Source organism: Cupriavidus sp. D384 (genome assembly GCF_001652915.1).
In the GTDB taxonomy this organism is placed as follows: Bacteria; Pseudomonadota; Gammaproteobacteria; order Burkholderiales; family Burkholderiaceae; genus Cupriavidus.
Genome location: NZ_BBQI01000090.1, coordinates 487,786 through 509,182, shown reverse-complemented (window position 1 = coordinate 509,182; position 21,397 = coordinate 487,786). Strand labels below are relative to the sequence as shown.

The following is a 21,397-nucleotide window of genomic DNA, read 5'->3' as shown; positions in this document are numbered from 1 at the left end:
CGCAACTACTTCGACAGCACCTTCATCGCTTCTTCCAGCCCGGCCAGCGTGACCGGATACATGCGGTTCTTCATGATCTGGTTGATGACCGTGATCGACTGGCGGTATTGCCACAGGCCCTCCGGCTCGGGGTTGAGCCAGACAAAGCGCGGAAACTGCTCGATCATGCGGTTCAGCCACACCGCGCCCGCTTCGGGGTTGTTGTACTCGACCGAGCCGCCGGGCTGCAGGATTTCGTAAGGGCTCATCGTTGCGTCGCCGACGAAGATCACCTTGTAGTCCGGCGTGTACTTGTGCATCAGGTCCCACGTGGCAATCTTCTCCGCGTGGCGGCGCCGGTTGTTCTTCCACACGTAGTCGTACAGGCAGTTGTGGAAGTAGAAGTACTCCAGGTGCTTGAACTCGGTCTTGGTGGCAGAGAACAGCTCTTCCACGCGCTTGATGTGGTCGTCCATCGAGCCGCCCACATCCATCAGCATCAGCACCTTCACCTTGTTGTGGCGCTCGGGCCGCAGCTTGATGTCGAGCATGCCCGCATTGGCTGCCGTGGAGTGAATCGTGTCGTCGAGGTCCAGTTCGGTATCGGCGCCCTCGCGCGCAAACCGGCGCAGGCGGCGCAGCGCCACCTTGATGTTGCGCGTGCCCAGTTCCACCTGGTCGTCGTAGTCCTTGTACGCGCGCGATTCCCAGACCTTGATGGCGGTACGGTTGCCCTTGGACGGCCCGCCGATGCGGATGCCCTCGGGGTTGTAGCCGCCATGGCCAAACGGCGATGTGCCGCCCGTGCCAATCCACTTGTTGCCGCCTTCGTGCTTTTCCTTCTGCTCTTCCAGCAGTTGCTTCAGGCGTTCCATGAGCTTGTCGAGCCCGCCCATCGCCTCGATCCTGGCCTTTTCCTCGGCCGAAAGCTCGCGCTCCAGCGTCTTCTGCAGCCAGTCCAGCGGGATGTCGCTCTTCCAGTCCACCAGGCTTTCCACGCCCTTGAAGTAGGCGGCAAAGGTCTGGTCGAACTTGTCGAAGTGCTTCTCGTCCTTGACCAGCGTCATGCGGGACAGGTAGTAGAACTCGTCGATCGACGGCGAAATAACCTGCGCGCGCAGCGCTTCGAGCATGGTCAGGTATTCCTTGACCGATACCGGCAGCTTGGCGTGGCGCAGCGAGAAGAAAAAGTCGATCAGCATGGCTTGACTCCGATCAACGCGGGCGTTCGAGCTGGTATTGCAGATGCGCGCGCACCATCGGCCATTCGCTGGCGATGATCGAGAAGACCACCGTGTCGCGGAACGATCCGTCGGGCATGCGCAGATGGTTGCGCAGCACGCCGTCCTGCTTGGCGCCCAGGCGCGCAATGGCCGCGCGGCTCTGGTGGTTCATCCAGTGCGTGCGGAATTCCACGGCGATGCAGTCGAGCGTCTCGAACGCATGGCGCAGCAGCATCAGCTTGCACTCGGTGTTGAGCCCGGTACGCTGCACGCGCTGGGCGTACCACGTCGAGCCGATTTCGACGCGGCGGTTCTTGCCGTCGATATTCATGTACGTGGTCATGCCGGCGACACGGCCATCGGCATCGAGCACGGTGAACGGCTGCATCGAATCCTGCGTCTGCAGGCCCAGGCGGCGCTCGATCTCGGCCGCCATGCCTTCGGGCGAGGGCACGCTCGTGTACCACAGGCGGAACAGTTCGCCGTCGGCGGCGGCTTCGCGCAGGCCAGTCAGGTGATCGGCCGACAAGGGCGCCAGCGTGGCGTGCTGCCCGGTCAGCGTAACGGGCTGGACAAACTTCGTCATCGTCGTTTGCCTATCCTGGTCAGCGGTTGGCGCGGTTCATGAACACCAGGCGCTCGAACAGGTGCACGTCCTGCTCGTTTTTAAGCAAGGCGCCATGCAGCGGCGGAATGGCGGCCTTGCGGTCGGGGCTGCGCAGCGCCTCGGCGGGGATATCCTCGGCCATCAGCAGCTTGAGCCAGTCGATCAGTTCCGACGTGCTCGGCTTTTTCTTCAGGCCCGGCAGGTTGCGCATTTCGTAGAACGCTTCCAGCGCCGCGGCCACCAGCTCGCGCTTGATGCCGGGGTAGTGGACGTCAACGATCTGCTGCATCGTTTCGGCGTCGGGGAACTTGATGTAGTGGAAGAAGCAGCGGCGCAGGAAGGCGTCGGGCAGTTCCTTCTCGTTGTTCGACGTGATGATGACCAGCGGGCGATGCCGGGCCTTGATCAGTTCGCGCGTCTCGTAGACGTAGAACTCCATGCGGTCCAGTTCGCGCAGCAGGTCGTTCGGGAATTCGATGTCGGCCTTGTCGATCTCGTCGATCAGCAGCACCACGGGCTGCTCGGCCTCGAATGCCTGCCACAGCACGCCCTTGACGATGTAGTTCTTGATGTCGTGCACGCGGTCGTCGCCAAGCTGGGAGTCGCGCAGACGCGACACCGCATCGTATTCGTACAGGCCCTGCTGGGCCTTGGTGGTCGACTTGATGTGCCACTGCAACAGCGGCATGCCCAGCGCGGCGGCCACTTCCTCGGCCAGCATGGTCTTGCCGGTGCCGGGCTCGCCCTTGATCAGCAGCGGGCGCTGCAGCGTGCGCGCGGCGTTGACGGCCAGCTTCAGGTCGTCGGTGGCCACATACTGGGCGCTACCTTCGAACTTGACCTGCTGGGACGGATTGGCGTTGGCGGAGGTGGACATGAGGCAACCTGGGTGTATCGCTGCCGGCCTGCCAGGCAGGCCGGTCGAATGACAATGGGAAACAACAACCGGCTGGGCCGAAATCCTGCAACAACGGGCGGCAACAACCCGAAATTCGGCCGGAATGGGCCAGTATAAGAGCAGATTGACATTCGCGTTCAGTGGGGCTCACCCCAAGGCGCACGCCGTGGACTGGCGCGTGCACGCTGCGGTACAATGCGCCGGTTTGACGCGCCCCCCAGTCAATTTCCTCCTCACGCCCGGCAGTTCTGTCACCAGAGACATGGCAGATCATCGGGAGGCGACAACAGCGCGAGATGGTTGCAGAATGGTGTTAGAGCACCGCGGCACATCAGCATTCGCCCCGGCTGCGCCTTTGTCTGACCGGCTTCGCCCGTGGCAGATCTCCGGCAATCCGCTCCCCATCCCCATTCGTAGCAAGCCGTCTGGCGCCCCAGCAGGGGCAGGTCACACGCGGTTTAACACTTCCCAATCAGCTACGAAAATGAAAAAGCTCCTCACGATGGTAGTGTTGGGCGCGGCCGCAACGGCAGCGCATGCCCAGGACAAGGGCAATGTCGACACCGCCCGCGACAAAGTGGCCATGTGCATCGGCTGCCATGGCATTCCGGGTTACCGTGCTTCGTTCCCCGAGGTCTATCAGGTGCCAATGCTTGGCGGCCAGAGCGCCAAGTACATCGAGAACGCGCTCCACGGCTACAAGAAGGGTGATCGCAAGCATCCGACCATGCGGGGGATTGCCGACAGCCTGTCCGACCAGGACATCGCCGCCGTTGCTGCGTACTACTCGCAGCAGAAGGGCGACACGCAGAACAATCCGCTCAAGTAAGAGGCCCCTGATCATGAAGATGCTGAAAGCTGTTTCGTTCGTGCTGGGTGCTGCCGCGCTTGGCGCCGCTGCCATGTCCGCCTCGGCGGCGGATATTGCAGCCGGCAAGGCGCTGGTGGAAAAGGGCGGCTGCGTGGCCTGCCATGGCAAGGACCTGAACGCGCCGATCTCTCCCGACTATCCGAAGCTGGCTGGCCAGCATCCGGACTACCTCTACCACGCACTGGCGTCGTACCAGGTCAGCGGCAACCCGCTGGTGGGCCGCACCAACGCGATCATGGCCGGCCAGGTCAACAGCAACCCGGCCGTCACTGACAAGCACGGCAAGCCGCGCCCGTTCACGCGCGCCGAGCTGAAGGATATCGCCGCGTATATCGGTTCGCTGAAGGGCGACCTGGTGCTGAAGAAGTAAGCGCCGGCCGGGTGCCGTCGCGCATCGAAAGCCGCCCTCCGGGGCGGTTTTTTCGTTGGGACGTCCAAAAAACAACGCCGACCACAGGGTCGGCGTTGTTCCTTGTCGCGCGGCAGCCCGTCAGTTGCCGCTGCCCGTGGCCAGGCGGCGCTGCTTCACCGCGTTGGACAGCGTTTCCAGGATCGACAGGGAATCGTCCCAGCCGATGCAGGCGTCGGTCACCGACTGGCCGTAGGTCAGGTTTTCCACCGGCGTGCCCTGGACGTGGTCCTGGCGGCCGGCCACCAGGTGCGATTCCACCATGACGCCGATGATGCGCTGGTCGCCACCGGCCACCTGGCGGCCGATGTCCTCGCAGACCGGCAGCTGGTTCTCATGTTTCTTGCTGCTGTTGGCGTGCGAGGCATCGATCATCAGGCGCGCGGCCAGGCCGGCCTTGGAAATCGCGTCGCAGGCCTCGGCCACGCTGGCGGCGTCGTAGTTCGGTGCCTTGCCGCCGCGCAGGATGATGTGGCAGTCCTCGTTGCCGGAGGTCGACACGATGGCCGAATGGCCACCTTTGGTCACCGACAGGAAATGGTGGGGCTGCGAGGCGGCCTTGATCGCATCGACGGCAATCTTCACATTGCCATCGGTGCCGTTCTTGAAGCCGACCGGGCACGACAGTCCCGACGCCAGCTCGCGGTGCACCTGCGATTCCGTGGTGCGGGCACCGATGGCGCCCCAGCTGACCAGGTCGGCGATATATTGCGGGCTGATCATGTCCAGGTATTCGGTGCCCGTGGGCACGCCCAATTCGCTGATGTTCAGCAGCAGTTCGCGCGCGGTGCGCAGGCCGTCGTTGATCTTGAAGCTGCCATCCATGTGCGGATCGTTGATCAGCCCCTTCCAGCCCACCGTGGTGCGCGGCTTCTCGAAATAGACGCGCATGACAACCTCGAGCTCGCCCGCGAAGCGGTCGCGCTGCACCTTGAGCAGCTTGGCGTATTCCAGGGCCGCGCGCGTGTCATGGATCGAGCACGGGCCGACGATGACGATCAGGCGGTCATCCATGCCATGCAGGATGCGGTGCATGGCCTGGCGGGCGCCGTAGATCACGTCGGACGCCGCCTCGGAGCAGGCGAACTCGCGGATCAGGTGCGCAGGCGGCAGCAGTTCCTTGAGTTCTCGAATACGCAGGTCGTCGGTGTTCTTCAGCATGATGGCTCCGGGTCTTGTGAGGTCGTTGGTCTGGTTGGGTTCTGCGCGGCGACCGGCGGGCATAAAAAAACCGCCAGGTTCGCTGGCGGTTTTTTTGCATTCAGGGTTGCTTACAGCTGTCCCTCTCTATCCGCCAGCGGTGTGAGATGCCAAAAGAAGTAAAAGTAAAACTTGGCGGACATGGCGGAAATCGGATCGGCTGTAGCGAGCTTGTGTCGGTTTTACGCTGATGCGTGAAATTTATGCTGCGGCGCGAGATGGCGAGGCATTTTATTGCGCCGCGATCCCGAAAATTGACGGGTGCGGTCGCCGCCCGCGCGACAACGAAGCATCTTTATAGCGCTTTTCCACGGCGCTGGCAAGCGGCCGGTGCAACAGATTTAAGCGTATGCAGAGTGTCCCTGCTGCCTATATTGATATTGCGTGCTGCCGCGCGTGCCAAACAAGAAAAGCGAAGCAGGGGAGGTGCCGATCATGTCTGTCGATGAAAAAAGGCTACAGGCCTTCATGGAGCGGTTCGTCCATGACCTGGGCGCCGTGATGCATGCGGCGACCGTGGTGGTGGGCGACGAACTGGGCCTGTACAAGGCGATGGCCGAAAAGCCGATGACGGCCGCCACGCTGGCGGAGAAGACGCGCACCGACCCGCGCTACCTGCGGGAATGGCTGTCGGCGCAGGCCGCCAGCGGCTATGTCGAATACGATCCGGCCACCGACATGTTCTCGCTGACCGAGGAGCAGGCCTTCGCGCTGGCGCAGGAGGGTAGTCCCGCCTTCATTCCGGGGGCGTTCCAGATTGCCGTGGCACAGTTTCGCGCCATCCCGAAGATGATCGATATCTTCCGCAACGGGCGCGGGCTGGGCTGGCACGAGCATGATCCCGCGCTGTTCCACGGCACGGAGCGTTTCTTCCGGCCCGGGTATGCCGCGCATCTGGTCAGCGAGTGGATTCCGGCGCTGGAAGACATGGATGCCAGGCTCAAGGCCGGGGCCAGCGTGGCCGATGTCGGCTGCGGCCATGGCGCTTCGACGATCATCATGGCGCAGGCCTTTCCGCTGACCAGATTTAGCGGCTTCGATTATCACGAGCCGTCGATCCGCCATGCCACCGAAGCCGCGCGCCGCGCCGGCGTGAGCGACCGCGTGACCTTCGAGGTGGCATCGGCCAAGGACTTTCCGGGCACGGGCTACGACCTGGTGACGGTGTTCGATTGCCTGCACGACATGGGCGATCCGGTTGGCGCCGCGCGCCATATCCGCGGCACCCTGAAGCCCGACGGATGCTGGATGATCGTGGAGCCGTTTGCCAACGACAACCTGCAGGACAACCTGAACCCCGTTGGGCGCGTGTTCTATTCGGCGTCGACGTTCATCTGCACGCCGGGGTCGCGTTCGCAGGAGGGGGCGATGTGCCTGGGCGCGCAGGCGGGCGAGGCGCGCATGCGCGGCGTGGCGGAGCAGGGTGGCTTCCACAGCTTCCGGCGTGCCGCGCAGACGCCGTTCAACCTGGTGTACGAGGTCAGGCCGTAGAGAGCGAAAGCGGGCAGAGGGAAGAGGGAACAGGGAAAAAGGGGGAACAGGGGTTCTCCCCTCTCGCGCTTGCGGGAGAGGGGAGAAAGACAAGGCAGAGTCAGGCCGTGCCGCCCACCGTCATGTTCTCGATGCGCAGCGTCGGCTGGCCCACGCCCACCGGCACGCTCTGGCCTTCCTTGCCGCAGACGCCCACGCCCGAATCCAGGCGCATGTCGTTGCCGATCATCGTCACGTCCTTCAGCGACTCGGGGCCGTTGCCGACCAGCGTCGCGCCCTTGACCGGGTACGTGATCTTGCCGTCCTCGATCATGTAGGCCTCGCTGGCCGAGAACACGAACTTGCCATTGGTGATGTCCACCTGGCCGCCGCCGAAGTTCACGGCATACAGGCCACGCTTCACGCTGGCGATGATTTCCTGCGGGTCGCGGTCACCGTTCAGCATGTAGGTGTTGGTCATGCGCGGCATCGGCAGCGCGGCGTAGCTTTCGCGGCGGGCGTTGCCGGTGACCGGCATCTTCATCAGGCGCGCGTTGAGCGTGTCCTGGATAAAGCCGGTCAGGATGCCGTCCTCGATCAGCGTCGTGCATTGGGTCGGGTTGCCCTCGTCGTCGAGATTCAGCGATCCGCGGCGGTTCTCGATCGTGCCGTCATCCACCACGGTCACGCCCTTGGCGGCCACGCGTTCGCCCATGCGGCCGGCGAAGGCCGACGAACCCTTGCGGTTGAAGTCGCCTTCCAGGCCGTGGCCCACTGCCTCGTGCAGCAGCACGCCGGGCCAGCCCGGGCCCAGGACCACGGTCATCGCGCCGGCGGGGGCGGGGCGCGCCTCCAGGTTGACCAGTGCCGATGCCACGGCTTCGTCCACGTACTTGCGCAGCAGGTCGTCGGTGAAATAGCCGTACGCATAGCGGCCGCCACCACCGGACGAACCAATCTCGCGGCGGCCGTTCTGTTCGGCGATGACCGTGACCGACACCCGCACCAGCGGGCGCACGTCGGCGGCGATCACGCCGTCGCTGCGCGCCACCAGCACCACGTCGTATTCACCGGCCAGGCCGGCCATGACCTGCACCACGCGCGGGTCCTTGGCACGGGCCAGCTTCTCGATCTTTTCCAGCAGCGCCACCTTTTCGGTGGCCGTCATCGAATCCAGCGGGTCGTTCGGCGCGTAGAGGTTGCGGCCCGTATGCGATGCCATGGCACCGGCCACCTTGACGCGGCCGCTGCCGGCGCGGCCGATCGTGCGCGTGGCCGCGGCGGCCTGCGACAGGGCGGCCAGGCTGATGTCGTCCGAATAGGCAAAGGCGGTCTTGTCGCCCGATACGGCGCGCACGCCCACGCCCTGGTCGATGCTGAAGCTGCCCGACTTGACGATGCCTTCCTCCAGGCTCCACGCCTCGTTGCGCGTGTGCTGGAAGTACAGGTCGGCGTAGTCCACCTTGTGCGTGAAGATGTCGGCCAGCACGCGCTGGAGCGTGGCCTCGTCAAGGCCGTACGGTGCCAGCAGCAGCTGTTGTGCGGTGGCCAGGTTGCGAATTCCGAGATCTCCGGCGTTCATGATTGTCCTTGTCTTGAACCCCATGGCGACCCGGGCCACGGGGAAATGCAAACGGTAATGCCCTGAATCCTACAGTACGCGATGGCGCAGTGCCGGCAGGTTCTGACGCACTTCGGCCAGCCTGGCCGGATCCACCACGCCCGACACCACGCCTTCGCCTTCCGGCAGCACGCCCATCAACTCGCCCCAGGGGTCCACCAGCATCGAGTGTCCCCAGGTGCGCCGGCCATTTTCGTGCTTGCCGCCTTGTGCCGCAGCCAGCACATAGCACTGGTTTTCGATGGCGCGTGCCCGTAGCAGGATTTCCCAATGGGCCTGCCCAGTCGTGTAGGTGAAGGCGGCCGGCATCAGGATCAGGCTGATACCTTCGCCGTCCCGGGCCAGGCCGCGATACAGCTCCGGAAAGCGCAGGTCGTAGCAGATCGACATCGCCACGCGGCCACACGGGGCATCAAATGCCACGGGCGTCTTGCCGGCCAGGATGGTTCGCGATTCGTCGAAATTCTCGTCGCCCTTGGTAAATCCGAAGAGGTGGATCTTGTCGTAGCGGGCCACGCGCGCGCCGTGCGGGTCGAAGGCCAGCGATGCGTTATAGACGCGATTGTCGTCTCCGCACCACATCGGCAGCGTGCCGCCCACCAGCCAGATCCGGTGCCGGCGCGCGGCTTCGGACAGGAAGCGCTGCACCGGGCCTTCGCCTTCGCGCTCGCGGATGGCTACCTTGTCCGACTCGTGCCGGCCCATCATGCAGAAGTACTCGGGCAGCAACACCAGGCCTGCGCCGCCGTGGGCGGCCTCCGCGATCAGCGCGTCGGCGCGGGCAAGGTTGTCGTCGAGCGACGTGCCCGTCACGGTCTGGATGGCGGCGACGCGGAACGGGGTGGCAGCGGTCATCGTGGCTTCCTCAAACGAATCGGTGCGGGGACGGGATCGGGTCCGGCTTCAGCGGGTAAAGATGCCCGAGCGGTCCTGTACGGGCGCCTGGCGCGACTTATTGTCCTCCACTTTGGTGACCTTGGGGTCGGCCCACGATCCGCTCACGTGGTAGTGCTGGGTGAACACTTTCGAGAATTCGTCCGCGAACAGCAGCTGGGCTGCCAGCGTGCCGATGCCGAGCACCGGGTTGATGAACGCGGCAGCCACCGAGGTCGTGGTGGCGTTGATACGCGGCACCACGGCCACCTGCAGGTCCTGTGTTTCATGCAGCAGGTCCGCCGTGCCGGTCATCGAGGCCATCACCTGGCTGCCCTTGAAACGGAATTCGTCGATCTTGCCCACACCATTCTCGATGGTGCCCGAACCGGTGATGTCGTCGAACACCAGCCCCTTGCTGGCCAGCGAGCGGAAGTCGAGCGTGGCAAAGCGCAGCAGGCTCTGCAGGCTCAGCACCCCCAGCAGGCGCGCGGCGCCCGGTTCCACGCTGAGGATCTGGCCGTTTTCCAGGCTCAGGCTCAGCCGGCCCGAAAGGGTGGGGTAGTCGATCGACATTGGCGATCCGCGCCATGCGATGCGGCCTTCGAGCGACCCCTTGCCGTCGCGCACCGTGTGCGCCAGGCCAAAGCGGTCCAGCACGTCGCCGGCATTGCGGATGTCGAGCTTGAAGTTGAGCAGCGTGCGGCGGCTCTCGGCGGGGGGGACGTTGCCCTGCGCCGCAGCCTCGCGCAGACGGCGCGGCAGGCGCCAGCTGCCGTTGCCGGTCAGCGTCGCGCCCGGCTGCTCGATGCTGAGGCTGTCCAGCGTCCAGACCGGCTGGTTGTCGGTGTGGCTGGTATGGGCCTTGACCTCGAGCTTGCCGAAATCGCGGCCGTGCAGCACGAACTTCTCGACGGAAAGGTCCAGTGCGGGCATTTCCTCGACGCTGCGCGTGATGGCCTCGGTCATGTGGCCGTCGTCGGTGGCGTCGGGAATATCCAGGTGCGACAACCGTACCGTCAGCGCACCGGCCGGCGTGGTGCTGTCACGCCGCCACTGACCATTGCCCGTGATCTGGCGCGATGCCATCTGCAGGTTCCAGCCGCTGCTTTCGCGATTGGCGTCGATTGTCACGTCGTTCAGTACGCGGCCGAAGGCGTCGAGCGATTTGGTCCGCACATTGACGCGCTCGGGCAGGAACGGTGAAGAACGGTCCACGTCGCCGGCGGGCTGGCGGTCGTTCGGCGCCGGATCGAGCACGGTGCGCCAGGCGTCCACATCGAGCCGGTCTGCGGTAATCGCCGCGGTCACGCCGCTGGCCGGCTGCGGGGCAGGCTGGCCCACGCCGACGCCGCCGGCAATCACTTCGGTCGTGTCGCCCCGGCGCAGCACATAGCGCGCAGCGGCATTGTTGCCCAGCTGGATCGTCATGTCGTCCAGCCCGGCACGGGTGGCCGACGGGCGCAGGTCGAAGCGCAGCGGCATGTCCTGGCCCGCCAGCTTTGCCAGCGGCGGCGGCAGGTCGAGCGCCAGCCCGTTGAGTTCGGACGCCACCTGCACCTGCAGGCGCTTCTCGCGCACGCCAACCACGGCGCTGTACGGCGTGCTGCCCTCGATGCGCTTGCCCAGCGCGGCGGCACCGGGCCCCAGCACATCGCGCAGCCCCTGGGCCGTGGCGGTGCCGCCGATGGCGACATGGGTGGTGCCGTCCGGTTGCGTGCCGCCGGTGACGCGGGTTTCGCCGCCCAGGAAGCGGGCGCGCACGTTGTTCAGCTGGAAGCCGTGCTCGTCGAAGGCGACCGCCCCGGTGGCGCCGTACAGCGTGGGCAATTCCGGGAACAGCGTCACGTCATTGCCGGGGAAGCGGAATTCGCCGTTGACCTTCGATCCGGCTGCGTGGCTCAGCGGCAGGTCGAGCTTCAGCTTCAGTTCGCCATGGCCCGGCGCACGCGCGTGCTCGGTGACGCTGGCAGTCCAGCCCTTGACCGGCGTGGTGGCTACGTAGCGCAGGAAGCCCTGCACCGGACCGGTGGCGCCGCCGTCGATCGCCAGGTGGCCGTGGTCGCTGAGGTCGTCGATCCGGCCGCTGACATCGCGCAGCACGATGCCGGGAATGCCGCGTACGCCGGCCTGTTTGACCAGGAATGACATCGTGCTGCGGTCGAACAGCAGGTCGCCGGAAATGTCCGTGAAATCGGGCCAGGCCATGCCGGTGCTGGCGTTGCCGCCATTGGCCGGGGTGCCCCCATTGCTGGCGGCCCCGCCGGTGTTCGGGCCCGTTTCGTGCGGCGCGATCTGGTAGCTCACGTTGCGTACCGGCACCTCCACACGGAAGTCGCCGGCCTTGGCAAACGGCGGGTGGAACGGGAAGTGGTACAGGTCGCCCTTGACCAGGAACTTCACGTCATGGGCTTCGCCGCCGACCAGCGCGCCTTCCAGGTAGTGCCGCGTGGCCGGCATGGTCGAAGGCAGGTAGCGCGGCACACGGTTTGCCAGCGCGCGCTCCAGTTCGCCGGACAGGTCGGCGATGCCGCTTTGGCCGTCGCCGCCCCCGCGCCAGCTGCCGCGGACGGTGCCAGCCGTGTCGGTGTTGGCAAAGCGGATGCCCTCGGTGCTCACCACGAGCTTGTTGTCGGTGTCGTGGCGCCAGCGCACTTCGCCGCGCAGTTCGTCGAACGGCACCAGCGGATCGTCAAAGACGCCGGGGAAGCTCAGCGTGGCGCCGGTGCTGTCCACGCGTGCGGTGCCCTGGCGGTCGTCGAAGCTGAAGTTGCCGGACAGGCGGCTGAAGCCGGGCGTGCCGGTGTGGGGTTTGCCGTCGGGGCCCACCGCCGGCACCGCGGGCTGGCTGTTGACCGATACGCTGCGCAGCGTGCCCTGCACCGTGTAGTGCGGGGTGCCGGGGCCGCGCGACAGCAGCCCGGCCCGCTCGCGCGACCAGGAAACGTCTAGGTTGTCGATATGACCGGCCGGCTGCAGCGCGCGCAACTGGCGCAGCACCGCGGTATCAATCGGCATCGACGTGGCGAGCGCGCGCACCGTGTTCAGGTCGAACGTTGGCGCGCGCAGCGCGAACTTGCGCAACTGGCCGGCGTTGTCGCGCGCCCAGTCGATGGTGACCTTGCGCATGCCGTCGCGCCACGATGCATCGGCGGCGGAAGGCGGGCCGGCCTGCGGTTCGCCCTGCCAGAGCAGCGTGTCGATGGTCAGCGAGTTGTTGCCGGTGCGGTCGCCCTTGTGCAGCAGCAGCGCCTGCGCGTTTGCCAGCTTGAGCGGCTCCGTGGCACCCGTCAGCAGCAGGTCCACGCCGGTCGCGCGCAGCCGGAGCTGGCTGCGCAGCACATGGCCGCCCCGGATATCGACGGTGCCGTCGGTGCTGAAGACGCCGCTGTTGACGTTGTCGAAGATTGCCAGGTAGCGCTGCACCACCGGCAGTTGCAACTGGTTGAAGGCCCAGCTGGCCTGGCCGGCCCAGTGGCGCCAGTTGCCGGCGCCGTACAGGTAGTCGTGCCGCAGGTTGGCCTGGAAGACCAGCGCCTGGGGCGCCAGCGACGCGCTGCGCGCCTCCAGCCGCACCGTATGCTGCACGCCATGGCGCTCGGCCGTGAAATGGATATCGGCGACGTCCAGTCGCGGCAGCTTCGCCTTTTCGTCGAGCCAGCGCAGATTGCCGCTCTTCAGCTCGATATGGCCCTGCGACAGCAGCCAGTTCAGGAACGGGTCGTCCTCGCTGGACGACTTGGTGGCCTCGATCGGCACCCCGGCCACCAGCAGCGCGCCCTTTTCGGTACGGCGGATCAGCACGTCGGTACGGTCGGCCGTCAGGCTGGCGAACTGCAGGGTCAGTGCCGGCACCGACTGCCAGGACAGCTTGCCTTCGAGCGTGGCCGCCGACAGCAGCATGCGGTGATCGCGATCCACCGCCTGCACGTTGCTGGCGCGAAACGCCGGGTGCCAGCCGTCCCAGTAGGTGTCGAGCTGGCCGATGGTGAGATTGGCGGTAAGCGCGGCCGAGCCCTGCTGCTCCAGCCACTGGCGCGCGGTATGGGCCTGGGGCCAGAGCACGAAGCGGATCAGCAGGACGGCAACCACCGCCAGCGCGGCCAGCACGGCCACGATGCGCACCAGCATGCGCCAGAGCCGGGTCCAGGCCGGGTGGCGCACCAGCGCGCGCAGCCCGCGCCAGGTCATGCCCAGCCCTTGCCGGGCGAGCGCCAGCAGGCGCCGGCCACGGCCAGGCGCGGAACCATGCGAAACAGGGGAGGCGGCGACCGCAGAGGTGCCGTCACCGCCCGCGTGTGGGGATGCGGCGCCGTCGTCAGGGGCGGTAGGGCGGCTGGACATGCGCAGATTATCCGACAATACTAGCCGCTCTCCAAAGTGGTGCGCGCAAGCGCCACCGCGGTCTTACGGCGCCTGCCCGATATTGCAAAGTAACTGGAATGACTGTCCCTGATCCGACGAGTTCCGCCGCGGGCACCGCCCCGGCATCGACCGGCCCGCAGCACCCGCTGGATGGCGCCGGAACCACTTCGATTCTGGCATCGCCGGGCGCCGCCGGACCGCTCGGCAACATGGCCCAGGGGGCCTTTGCCACGATGACGGCGCAGGGACTGACCCCCGCCGATTGCGAGGGACACGTATTGTACTCGGCGGCGTACTCCCATTACGCGCGCCGCGTTCTGGCCGCGCGCCCCGGGCTGCCCGCCGTGGTGGCGGATGCGGCGGTCGGGCCCATCACGCGCGACTGGATGGAAGCGCGCCTGCAGGCCCTGCACGCGCCCTCGGCCGATGCCGAGGCCGCCGCGGGCCAGGCGCTGCGGCGCCTGCGTGCCGAAGTCATGTGCGTGGTGATCGAGCGCGACCTGCGCGGGCTGGCCACGCTGGCCGAGATCACCGGTGCCATGACCGACCTGGCCGAATTGTCGATCCAGCATGGCCTGCGCGTGCTGGACGACGACCTGGCGGCCACCTTCGGGCAGCCCACCGGCGACCAGAGCGGCGAGGTGCAGGAACTGGTGGTGGTCGGCATGGGCAAGCTGGGCGGGCGCGAGCTGAATGTGTCGTCCGATATCGACCTGATCTTTCTCTACGACGAGGATGGCGACACGCGTGGCGGGTCGCGCAGCCTGTCGAACCACGAGTATTTCATCCGGCTGGGGCGGCGGCTGATCACGCTGCTGTCCGAAGTCACCGGCGACGGCTATGTGTTCCGCGTGGACATGCGCCTGCGTCCGAACGGCGACGCCGGGCCGCTGGTCTGCAGCTTTGGCATGCTCGAGGAATACCTGGTGGTGCAGGGCCGCGAGTGGGAACGGTATGCCTGGATCAAGGGCCGCGTGGTGTCCGCCGTCGATACCCCGCACGCGGAGCGGGCCGCCGCGCTGCTGGGCCGCATGACCACGCCGTTCGTGTTCCGCCGTTACCTGGACTACGGCGTGATCGCTGCCATCCGCTCGCTGCACGCCCAGATCCGCTCGGAGGCGGCCAAGCGCAGCGGCGGCCTGGCAGGCCATGGCGTGAACCAGCGCTCGTTCAATATCAAGCTGGGCCGGGGCGGCATTCGCGAGATCGAGTTCATGGCCCAGGTCTTCCAGCTGATCCGCGGCGGACAGGACCCGGCGCTGCGCGTGCGGCCCACGCTGGAGGTGCTGGATGTGGCTGTGGCGCGCAACCTGCTGCCGGCCGGCCAGGCCGAGCAACTGGCCGACGCCTACCGCTTCCTGCGCCAGCTGGAGCACCGGCTCCAGTACCGCGACGACGCCCAGACGCATCACCTGCCCACTTCGGACGATGAACGGCAGGCCGTGGCGCTGATGATGGGCTGCGCCGACTGGGAAACGCTGGTCGCGCAGATGAACACGCTGATGGACCCGGTGGCGCAGCAGTTCGAGGCCACCTTCGCCGATCCGTTCGCCGACGGCGAGACGGCGCAGAGCGAACCGCTCTGGCCGGCGCTGGTGCGCGAGGAAATGGCCTCGCGCGCCACGCAGTCGAACCCCGGCGACGAGGACGACGAGACCGATCCGCAGTCTTCGCCGTGCCAGGCGCTGCAGGCGGCGGGCTTCAGCGACTGCACGGGCCTCTACGACCGCCTGCGGGCCATCGGCACGTCGATGCGCTATCGTGCGCTGTCGGAAACCAGCCGGGGGCGCTTCGACCTGCTGGTGAACCGCGCGCTGGAGCTGGCGGTCAAGCAGGACGATGCCGATGCCACGATCGCGCGTTTCCTGGACTTCCTGGATGCGATCAGCCGCCGGGCTTCGTACCTGTCGCTGCTGTCCGAGTATCCGCAGGCAATGGATCGCGTGGCGCAGACGCTGCACGCCTCGCGCTGGGCGGCCACCTACCTGACCCGCCATCCGCAGCTGCTGGACGAACTGCTGGACAGCGACGCGCTGGCGGGCGCGCCGGACTGGGCCGGTTTCCGGCAACGCCTGTCGGAGCGGCTGCACGCGTCCGACGGCCAGGTCGAAACGCAGATGGACATCCTGCGCCGCGAGCACCATGCCGAGACATTCCGCATCCTGCTGCAGGACCTGCAGGGGCTGCTGACCGTGGAGCAGGTGGCCGACCGCCTGTCGGACCTGGCCGATGCCATGCTGGAGGTCACGATGCAGGCCGTGTGGCGCCAGCTGGCTACGCGCCATTGCGAGACGCCGCGCTTCGCGGTGATCGCCTACGGCCGGCTGGGCGGCAAGGAACTGGGCTACGCGTCGGACCTGGACCTGATCTTCCTGTACGACGACGACCATGAACGCGCACCCGATGTCTACGCCGCATACGCGCGCCGGCTGATTACCTGGCTGACCAGCCATACGGCGGCAGGAATGCTGTTCGACGTGGACACGCGGCTGCGGCCGAACGGGGCGGCGGGGCTGCTGGTGACAAGCTTCGACGCGTTCCGGCGCTACCAGCTGCGCGAGGGCGACAACACCGCGTGGGTGTGGGAGCACCAGGCGCTGACGCGTGCGCGCTTCGGTGCCGGCGACCGCGAGATCGGCAACCGGTTCGAGGATCTGCGCGACGAGATCTTGCGCCAGCCGCGCGATGCCGTGGCGCTGCGCGAGGAAATCGTGCAGATGCGCGCGAAGGTGGCCGAGGGCCATCCGAACCCGACCGCGTTGTTCGATCTCAAGCACGATCGCGGCGGCATGGTCGATATCGAGTTCACGGTGCAGTACCTGGTGCTGCTGCACAGCGGCGCGCATCCGGAACTGACGCGCAATGCGGGCAATATCGCGCTGCTGCGCATGGCCGGCGTGCTGAACCTGATCGACGCCGGGCTGGCGCTGGCCGTGGGCGATGCCTACCGGTTGTTCCGCGCGCGCCAGCACAAGCTGCGGCTCGATGGTCAGGACCAGGCGCGCGTGGCGCCCGACAGCGTGGCCGAGCAGACCGCGCCGGTGCGCGCGCTCTGGCAGTCGGTGTTCGGCGAACGCTGAGCGGCGCGTGAGCGTACATCAGCCGTTGACGGCCGCGCCCCCGCCATCGGGGCAGCCCGGGTGGCGGGCCATGCTGGCGACGGTGGCTGGCGTGGCGGCCCTGTCCGCGCTGTTCACCTTCGTGCCGTGGTGGCACGCGCACGGGCTCTATGTGCGTGACGCCGTGCGGCTGGACGGGCAGTGGTGGCGCGTGCTGACGGCGATGTGGGTGCACCTGGACTGGCGCCATTACCTGTCCGATGTGGCGGCCACGGCCGGCCTGCTGTTTCTGGCCGGCCGCGTGGCCCGTATCCGCGAGATGCTGCTGGTGCTGGTGATCTGCGGCCTGGCCGTGCAGGTGGCGCTGCTGCGCATGCCCGCCGTTGGCTGGTACGGCGGATTGTCCGGCGCCACGCACGGCCTGGCGCTATGGACGGCGCTGCGGCTGCTGCAGGCACCTGGGTGGTCGCGCGTGATCGGCGTGGTGACGTGCGTGATCGTGCTGGGCAAGGTCTGGATCGAACAATCCTGGCTGGCCGCCATCGTATTCGACCCGTCGTGGGGCTTTGGCGTGGTGCGCGGCGCCCATGCGGCCGGCGCGGTGGCCGGCCTGGCGTGCTGGCTGCTGCAGGAGTGGTGGGGCCAGCGGCGGCGCTGACGATTGGCGAGTGCCGAAGATTTGCGCGCCTCTCCCGCCTGCGGGAGAGGGGCTTGGGGAGAGCGCGGGCGCGAGAGGTACTGTGGACGCCTACCGCTGCGCCCGTCGTCGCGTGCCGAAGCCGATCAGGCCGATCACAAGCAATACCGCCGCGCTCCACGGCGAGAACGCGCCACCACCGCCGCCGCCACCACCGCCGCTATCCGCCGTCGTGCTGGTCGATGTGGAGCCGCTTGATGGCGGATTCGGCGCCGCTGCCAGCGCGGCGTCGGCGTCGAGCAGGCCTGCGCCACATTTGCCGACATTGGCGCTGCTTGTGCAGAACGTGTTGGCCGGATGGGCACGTGCCGTGTTCTTCAGTACCGCGGTGACCTGTGCAGGCGTCAGCGCCGGGTTGACCGCAAACATCAGGCTCACCACGCCCGACACCATCGGCGCCGAGAAACTGGTGCCCTGCGAACTGACGATGTTGTAAGTGGTGGGCCCGGCCGTACCGGCGTTCGACAGCGTGCGGATAAACGACTGGGCGGTGGTGCAGCCCGTCGCCGTACCGTTGGTAACGATGACCTTCGAGTTGCCGCAGCCGCCGCCGGGCGCACTGAGCGTCACTTCCGGCCCCACGTTGGCAAAGCTGGCGTTCTCGCCATCGTTGGCGTTGGCCGTCACGGCGATCACGCCCGAGCAGTCGGCCGGGGCCTCGACCGCGCCGGCCGAATTGCCGGCGGCAGCCACCACCACCACGCCCGCGGCATTGAGGTCGTTCACGGCCTGCTGCTCGATGCTGGAGCAGCTGCCGCCGCCCAGGCTGACGTTGACCACCTTGGCCGGCGTCGGGTTGTTCGGCACGCCGGGTACCGGCAGGCCACCGGCCCAGCGCATGCCATCGACCGTATCGGACAGCAGCGCGCCGCAGCGGCCCGACACGCGCACTGGCTGGATGCGCGCATTCCAGTCCACCCCGGCAATACCGCTTGCATTGTTGGTGGCCGCGCCCAATACGCTGGCTACGCGCGTGCCATGCCAGCTGCTGTCGCTGGCGCCGGAGCCGTCGGGGCAGGTGGTGCCGGACGGCACGTAGTCGCCCGGGTCGTGCGCGTCGCTGTCGCGTCCGTCGCCATCGACCGATACCGACGTGGTGCTGATGAAGTCGTAGCCGGCCACCAGCCGGCCCGCCAGATCGGGGTGATCGAGATAGCCGGTGTCCACCACGGCAATCACCACATTGGCGCTCCCGCGGGAGCGGTCCCAGGCGCGCGACAGGTTGGCCGCGCCGGTCGTGGTCGTCGGCGAACCCATGTAGGCCACCTGGTTCGCGAAATCGGAGTCGTTCGGCACGGTGTCGTGCAGTTGCAGCCAGCGGTCGGGTACGGCGTCCGCCACGCGCGGGTCCTGCCGCAGCCGCCTGGCGACGGTTTGCGGATCGTCGCCACGGCTGTCCTTGACCGTCAGCAACTGCATGGCGTTGGCCATCGGGCGCCTGACCGACAGCGCCAGCCCGGTATTGGATGCCACCCGGCGCATGCGCGCGGTGTCGGCGCTGGTGTCGGTGCTCTGGCTGCCGTCGCGCCACCGCACGATGTAGTTGCCGGTGTAGCGTGGCGCCGGCCGTACCGTGGAGGAGGTGGCCGAGGCGGACGCCGAAGCCGATGAAGCAGCCGATGACGATGCCTGCGTCATGGCGGCATCGGCGTGGGAGATGCCGGGCAGGCCAAGCAGGGCGCTGGCCGCCATCGCCAGCAATACCGGCGCGATTGAGCCTTTGCGGGACTTCAGCGTTGCGTGCGACATCTGGACTCCTGTGGAGAACGTTTGATGCGAACTGCTGATAGATCAGTATGGGTTGCTTTTCGCGCCGGGTGCCTTGGGCTTTGGGCTTACGGGTTCGGCATGTCGCGGCCGGCCGGCTTGGTGCGATGCGGCCGCAGCATGCGGTCGGCGGTGGCGGATTCCACGCGCGGCGCCGCCTGCAACGTAGCCACGGCCTGCGCCAGCGTGACGTCGGCCGACGCGGTGATCGCCGTCACGAGCCAGGCACCGCCCGACATCGGCCGCTTGACGATGTAGCGCACCGGGCCCTGCACGTCGGCCAGCAGCTTGCCGGCATCCTCGGACATGGTCACCTCCGGCGGCGTGAACTTCACCAGGATGTCGCCGATGGCACGGTCGTCGGTGATGCTGCCACGCGGCGGGGCAAACGATTTCGATTCGGAAGCACAGCCCGACAAGGCGGTCAGCGCGGTCAGGCCCAGCGCCACCAGCGCGGAGGCGGCCAGGTGGCGGGTGAACCGGCCAGCCGGCGTTCGGGCGATCGGATCGGCAACCGGTCCGGCAATCGTGCGGCGGGTCGATGGCAGCTTGCCATGGGTCATCGGTTTGAAACTCCTGTCCTTGTTTGCGTGGGTGCCGGCCGGGGGGAGCGCGGGGCTCAGCCCGCCGCGCGGCGAGGCTTCCTGCCCCCGCCTTCGCGCGGCGCATTGGCCGCCTGCGCGGTGGCGCGGGCACCCTGGGCCAGCATCTCTTCGGCGTGTTGCACCGTCGTGGCAGTCACCGTGGCACCGCCAAGCATGCGCGCGGTCTCGTTGATGCGGCCCTCGGTATCCAGCAGGCGGATGCGCGAACGCGTGACCGCGCCGGCCTTGTCGGTCTTGCTTTCCTTGCTGACCAGCAGATGGGCGCCAGCCTGCGCGGCCACCTGCGGCAGGTGCGTGACGCACAGCACCTGGCGCGAGCGGCCCAGTTCCTGCAGCCTGCGGCCCACCACCTCGGCCACGGCGCCGCCGATGCCGGTATCGACTTCATCGAAGATCAGTGTCGGGGTGGGCGCGGCCTCGCTGGTGATCACCGAGATCGCCAGACTGATACGGGCCAGTTCGCCGCCCGATGCCACGCGTGCCAGAGGCCGGGCGCTGACGCCTGCATGGCCGGCGACCAGGAATTCCACCTGCTCCAGTCCATGGCTCAGGCCTTCGTCCAGCGGATTCAGGGCCACCGCAAATGTGCCGCCGGCCATCGACAGCCCCTGCATGGCATCGGTGACGGCGGCCGACAGGGCGGTGGCGGCCACCTTGCGCGCGGCCGAAAGATGCTGGGCCAGCGTCAGGTAGGCGGCGCGGGCGGCGGCCTCGCGGGCCAGCACCTTGTTGATGTCCTGGGCGGCCTGCAGGTCGTCAAGCTGCTGCCTGCGGGCCAGCAGTTCATCGGGCAACTGCTCCGGCGGCAGCCGGTACTTGCGCGCGGTGGTGTGCAACGCCTGCATGCGTTCTTCCACGGCCTGCAGCCGCTCGGGGTCCAGTTCGAGCCGGTCGACGTAGCGGGTCAGCGAATGGGCGGCCTCGTCGACCTGCACCAGCGCCGGTTCCAGCGCGGCCAGCACGTCGCGCAGGCCCGGGTCGACATCGGCAAGCTGCTGCAGGCGGTGAACCACGCCGTTGAGCACCGATGCCACGGCGCCATCGGATTCGGACAGCGCGTCCAGCGCCGCGCGGCTGCCGTCGATCAGGCTCGCCGCATGCGACAGGCGGTTGTATTCGGACTGGATTTCGTCCCACTCGCCGGCCTGCGGCGCCAGCTTGTCAAGTTCGCCCACCTGCCATTCAAGCCGCTCGCGTTCAAGCTGCATCTCGCGCGACTGGTGTTCCACCGCCTCGCGCTGCGAGCGAGCGGCCCGCCAGGCGCGCCAGGACTCGGCGACGGCGCCGGCCTGCTCGGTCAGCCCCGCGTGGGCATCGAACAGGTGACGCTGGGCGTCCGGGCGCAGCAGTTGCTGGTGTGCGTGCTGGCCGTGGATATCGACGAGCTGGTCGCCCACTTCGCGCAGCTGGGCCAGCGTGGCGGCGGCGCCATTGATGAATGCCTTGCCGCGGCCCGAAGCGTCGACGGTGCGGCGCAGCAGCACGGTGTCGTCGTCGCCGGCGAGTTCGCGTTCCGCCAGCCAGGCGTCCAGCGCGGGATGTGTCAGGAAGGTGGCGCTGATGCTGGCGCGGGCCGCGCCTTCACGGACCACGCCGGCATCGGCGCGCTCGCCCAGCACCAGCGCCAGTGCATCGATCAGGATCGACTTGCCGGCGCCGGTTTCGCCGGTGAACACGGTGAAGCCGGCCGAGAAGTCGAGGTCGAGCGTATCGACGATGACGAAATCGCGGATGGACAGGCTGCGCAGCATCT

The 21,397-nt window shown here is 67.4% G+C and carries 15 protein-coding genes; 5 read left to right on the top strand and 10 right to left on the bottom strand.

The annotated features are described in order from the left end of the window. Positions 1-5: 5 nt before the first annotated feature. The 3 genes from A9J21_RS20080 to A9J21_RS20070 are packed head-to-tail and all read right to left on the bottom strand — an operon-like array spanning position 6 to position 2,686. Positions 6-1,181 (bottom strand): VWA domain-containing protein, encoded by a 1,176-nt coding sequence (locus A9J21_RS20080; protein ID WP_066738865.1) that lies wholly within the window; start codon positions 1,179-1,181, stop codon positions 6-8. A 13-nt stretch (positions 1,182-1,194) separates the two neighbouring features. Beyond that, complete coding sequence (locus A9J21_RS20075) at positions 1,195-1,788, bottom strand: GNAT family N-acetyltransferase (protein WP_066738864.1); 594 nt, start codon at positions 1,786-1,788, stop codon at positions 1,195-1,197. A gap of 19 nt (positions 1,789-1,807) precedes the next feature. Further along, positions 1,808-2,686 (bottom strand): MoxR family ATPase, encoded by an 879-nt coding sequence (locus tag A9J21_RS20070; RefSeq protein ID WP_066738863.1) that lies wholly within the window; start codon positions 2,684-2,686, stop codon positions 1,808-1,810. Between the two features lie 505 nt (positions 2,687-3,191). On the opposite strand from A9J21_RS20070, the gene A9J21_RS20065 reads away from it, so the two are divergent. Further along, positions 3,192-3,536 (top strand): cytochrome c, encoded by a 345-nt coding sequence (locus A9J21_RS20065; RefSeq protein ID WP_066738862.1) that lies wholly within the window; start codon positions 3,192-3,194, stop codon positions 3,534-3,536. 13 nt (positions 3,537-3,549) lie between these two features. Next, positions 3,550-3,948: a c-type cytochrome gene (locus A9J21_RS20060; protein WP_066738861.1), complete on the top strand. Its 399-nt coding sequence runs from the start codon at positions 3,550-3,552 to the stop codon at positions 3,946-3,948. A 120-nt stretch (positions 3,949-4,068) separates the two neighbouring features. Here the strand turns inward: A9J21_RS20060 and aroG are convergent, their stop codons facing one another. Continuing rightward, positions 4,069-5,148, bottom strand: coding sequence for a 3-deoxy-7-phosphoheptulonate synthase AroG (gene aroG / locus A9J21_RS20055; RefSeq protein ID WP_066738956.1), 1,080 nt, complete (start codon positions 5,146-5,148; stop codon positions 4,069-4,071). A 474-nt stretch (positions 5,149-5,622) separates the two neighbouring features. Here aroG and A9J21_RS20050 point away from each other — a divergent pair, with 474 nt between their 5' ends. Next, a complete protein-coding gene (locus A9J21_RS20050; RefSeq protein ID WP_066738955.1) occupies positions 5,623-6,678 on the top strand; it encodes a class I SAM-dependent methyltransferase in 1,056 nt (351 codons plus the stop codon). 100 nt (positions 6,679-6,778) lie between these two features. Here A9J21_RS20050 and tldD read toward each other — a convergent pair whose 3' ends face one another. From tldD to A9J21_RS20035, 3 genes are all read right to left on the bottom strand, one after another. Next, entirely contained in the window at positions 6,779-8,239 is a 1,461-nt protein-coding gene (gene tldD, locus A9J21_RS20045; protein WP_066738954.1) for a metalloprotease TldD, read from the bottom strand. Positions 8,240-8,308: 69 nt separating this feature from the next. Further along, complete coding sequence (locus A9J21_RS20040; RefSeq protein WP_066738860.1) at positions 8,309-9,133, bottom strand: carbon-nitrogen hydrolase family protein; 825 nt, start codon at positions 9,131-9,133, stop codon at positions 8,309-8,311. A gap of 48 nt (positions 9,134-9,181) precedes the next feature. Next, a complete protein-coding gene (locus A9J21_RS20035; RefSeq protein ID WP_082926520.1) occupies positions 9,182-13,495 on the bottom strand; it encodes a YhdP family protein in 4,314 nt (1,437 codons plus the stop codon). 98 nt (positions 13,496-13,593) lie between these two features. Here A9J21_RS20035 and glnE point away from each other — a divergent pair, with 98 nt between their 5' ends. Further along, positions 13,594-16,596, top strand: coding sequence for a bifunctional [glutamate--ammonia ligase]-adenylyl-L-tyrosine phosphorylase/[glutamate--ammonia-ligase] adenylyltransferase (gene glnE, locus A9J21_RS20030; protein WP_066738858.1), 3,003 nt, complete (start codon positions 13,594-13,596; stop codon positions 16,594-16,596). 70 nt (positions 16,597-16,666) lie between these two features. Continuing rightward, positions 16,667-17,233 carry a rhombosortase gene (gene rrtA / locus A9J21_RS20025; RefSeq protein ID WP_066738857.1) on the top strand — a complete coding sequence of 189 codons (567 nt, stop codon included), beginning with the start codon at positions 16,667-16,669 and terminating at the stop codon, positions 17,231-17,233. A 90-nt stretch (positions 17,234-17,323) separates the two neighbouring features. Here the strand turns inward: rrtA and mprA are convergent, their stop codons facing one another. From mprA to recN, 3 genes are all read right to left on the bottom strand, one after another. Continuing rightward, positions 17,324-19,021 carry an MprA protease, GlyGly-CTERM protein-sorting domain-containing form gene (gene mprA, locus A9J21_RS20020; RefSeq protein WP_231906978.1) on the bottom strand — a complete coding sequence of 566 codons (1,698 nt, stop codon included), beginning with the start codon at positions 19,019-19,021 and terminating at the stop codon, positions 17,324-17,326. An 86-nt stretch (positions 19,022-19,107) separates the two neighbouring features. Further along, entirely contained in the window at positions 19,108-19,602 is a 495-nt protein-coding gene (locus A9J21_RS20015; protein ID WP_231906977.1) for a hypothetical protein, read from the bottom strand. Between the two features lie 56 nt (positions 19,603-19,658). Further along, positions 19,659-21,395 (bottom strand): DNA repair protein RecN, encoded by a 1,737-nt coding sequence (recN, locus tag A9J21_RS20010; protein WP_066738856.1) that lies wholly within the window; start codon positions 21,393-21,395, stop codon positions 19,659-19,661. Positions 21,396-21,397 lie beyond the last annotated feature (2 nt).

Bases quoted from the DNA above. Each gene is read 5' to 3' on its own strand.
- A9J21_RS20080 (WP_066738865.1), bottom strand. From the start codon at position 1,181: ATGCTGATCGACTTTTTCTTCTCGCTGCGCCACGCCAAGCTGCCGGTA.
- A9J21_RS20075 (WP_066738864.1), bottom strand. From the start codon at position 1,788: ATGACGAAGTTTGTCCAGCCCGTTACGCTGACCGGGCAGCACGCCACG.
- A9J21_RS20070 (WP_066738863.1), bottom strand. From the start codon at position 2,686: ATGTCCACCTCCGCCAACGCCAATCCGTCCCAGCAGGTCAAGTTCGAA.
- A9J21_RS20065 (WP_066738862.1), top strand. From the start codon at position 3,192: ATGAAAAAGCTCCTCACGATGGTAGTGTTGGGCGCGGCCGCAACGGCA.
- A9J21_RS20060 (WP_066738861.1), top strand. From the start codon at position 3,550: ATGAAGATGCTGAAAGCTGTTTCGTTCGTGCTGGGTGCTGCCGCGCTT.
- aroG (WP_066738956.1), bottom strand. From the start codon at position 5,148: ATGCTGAAGAACACCGACGACCTGCGTATTCGAGAACTCAAGGAACTG.
- A9J21_RS20050 (WP_066738955.1), top strand. From the start codon at position 5,623: ATGTCTGTCGATGAAAAAAGGCTACAGGCCTTCATGGAGCGGTTCGTC.
- tldD (WP_066738954.1), bottom strand. From the start codon at position 8,239: ATGAACGCCGGAGATCTCGGAATTCGCAACCTGGCCACCGCACAACAG.
- A9J21_RS20040 (WP_066738860.1), bottom strand. From the start codon at position 9,133: ATGACCGCTGCCACCCCGTTCCGCGTCGCCGCCATCCAGACCGTGACG.
- A9J21_RS20035 (WP_082926520.1), bottom strand. From the start codon at position 13,495: ATGTCCAGCCGCCCTACCGCCCCTGACGACGGCGCCGCATCCCCACAC.
- glnE (WP_066738858.1), top strand. From the start codon at position 13,594: ATGACTGTCCCTGATCCGACGAGTTCCGCCGCGGGCACCGCCCCGGCA.
- rrtA (WP_066738857.1), top strand. From the start codon at position 16,667: ATGCTGGCGACGGTGGCTGGCGTGGCGGCCCTGTCCGCGCTGTTCACC.
- mprA (WP_231906978.1), bottom strand. From the start codon at position 19,021: ATGTCGCACGCAACGCTGAAGTCCCGCAAAGGCTCAATCGCGCCGGTA.
- A9J21_RS20015 (WP_231906977.1), bottom strand. From the start codon at position 19,602: ATGACCCATGGCAAGCTGCCATCGACCCGCCGCACGATTGCCGGACCG.
- recN (WP_066738856.1), bottom strand. From the start codon at position 21,395: ATGCTGCGCAGCCTGTCCATCCGCGATTTCGTCATCGTCGATACGCTC.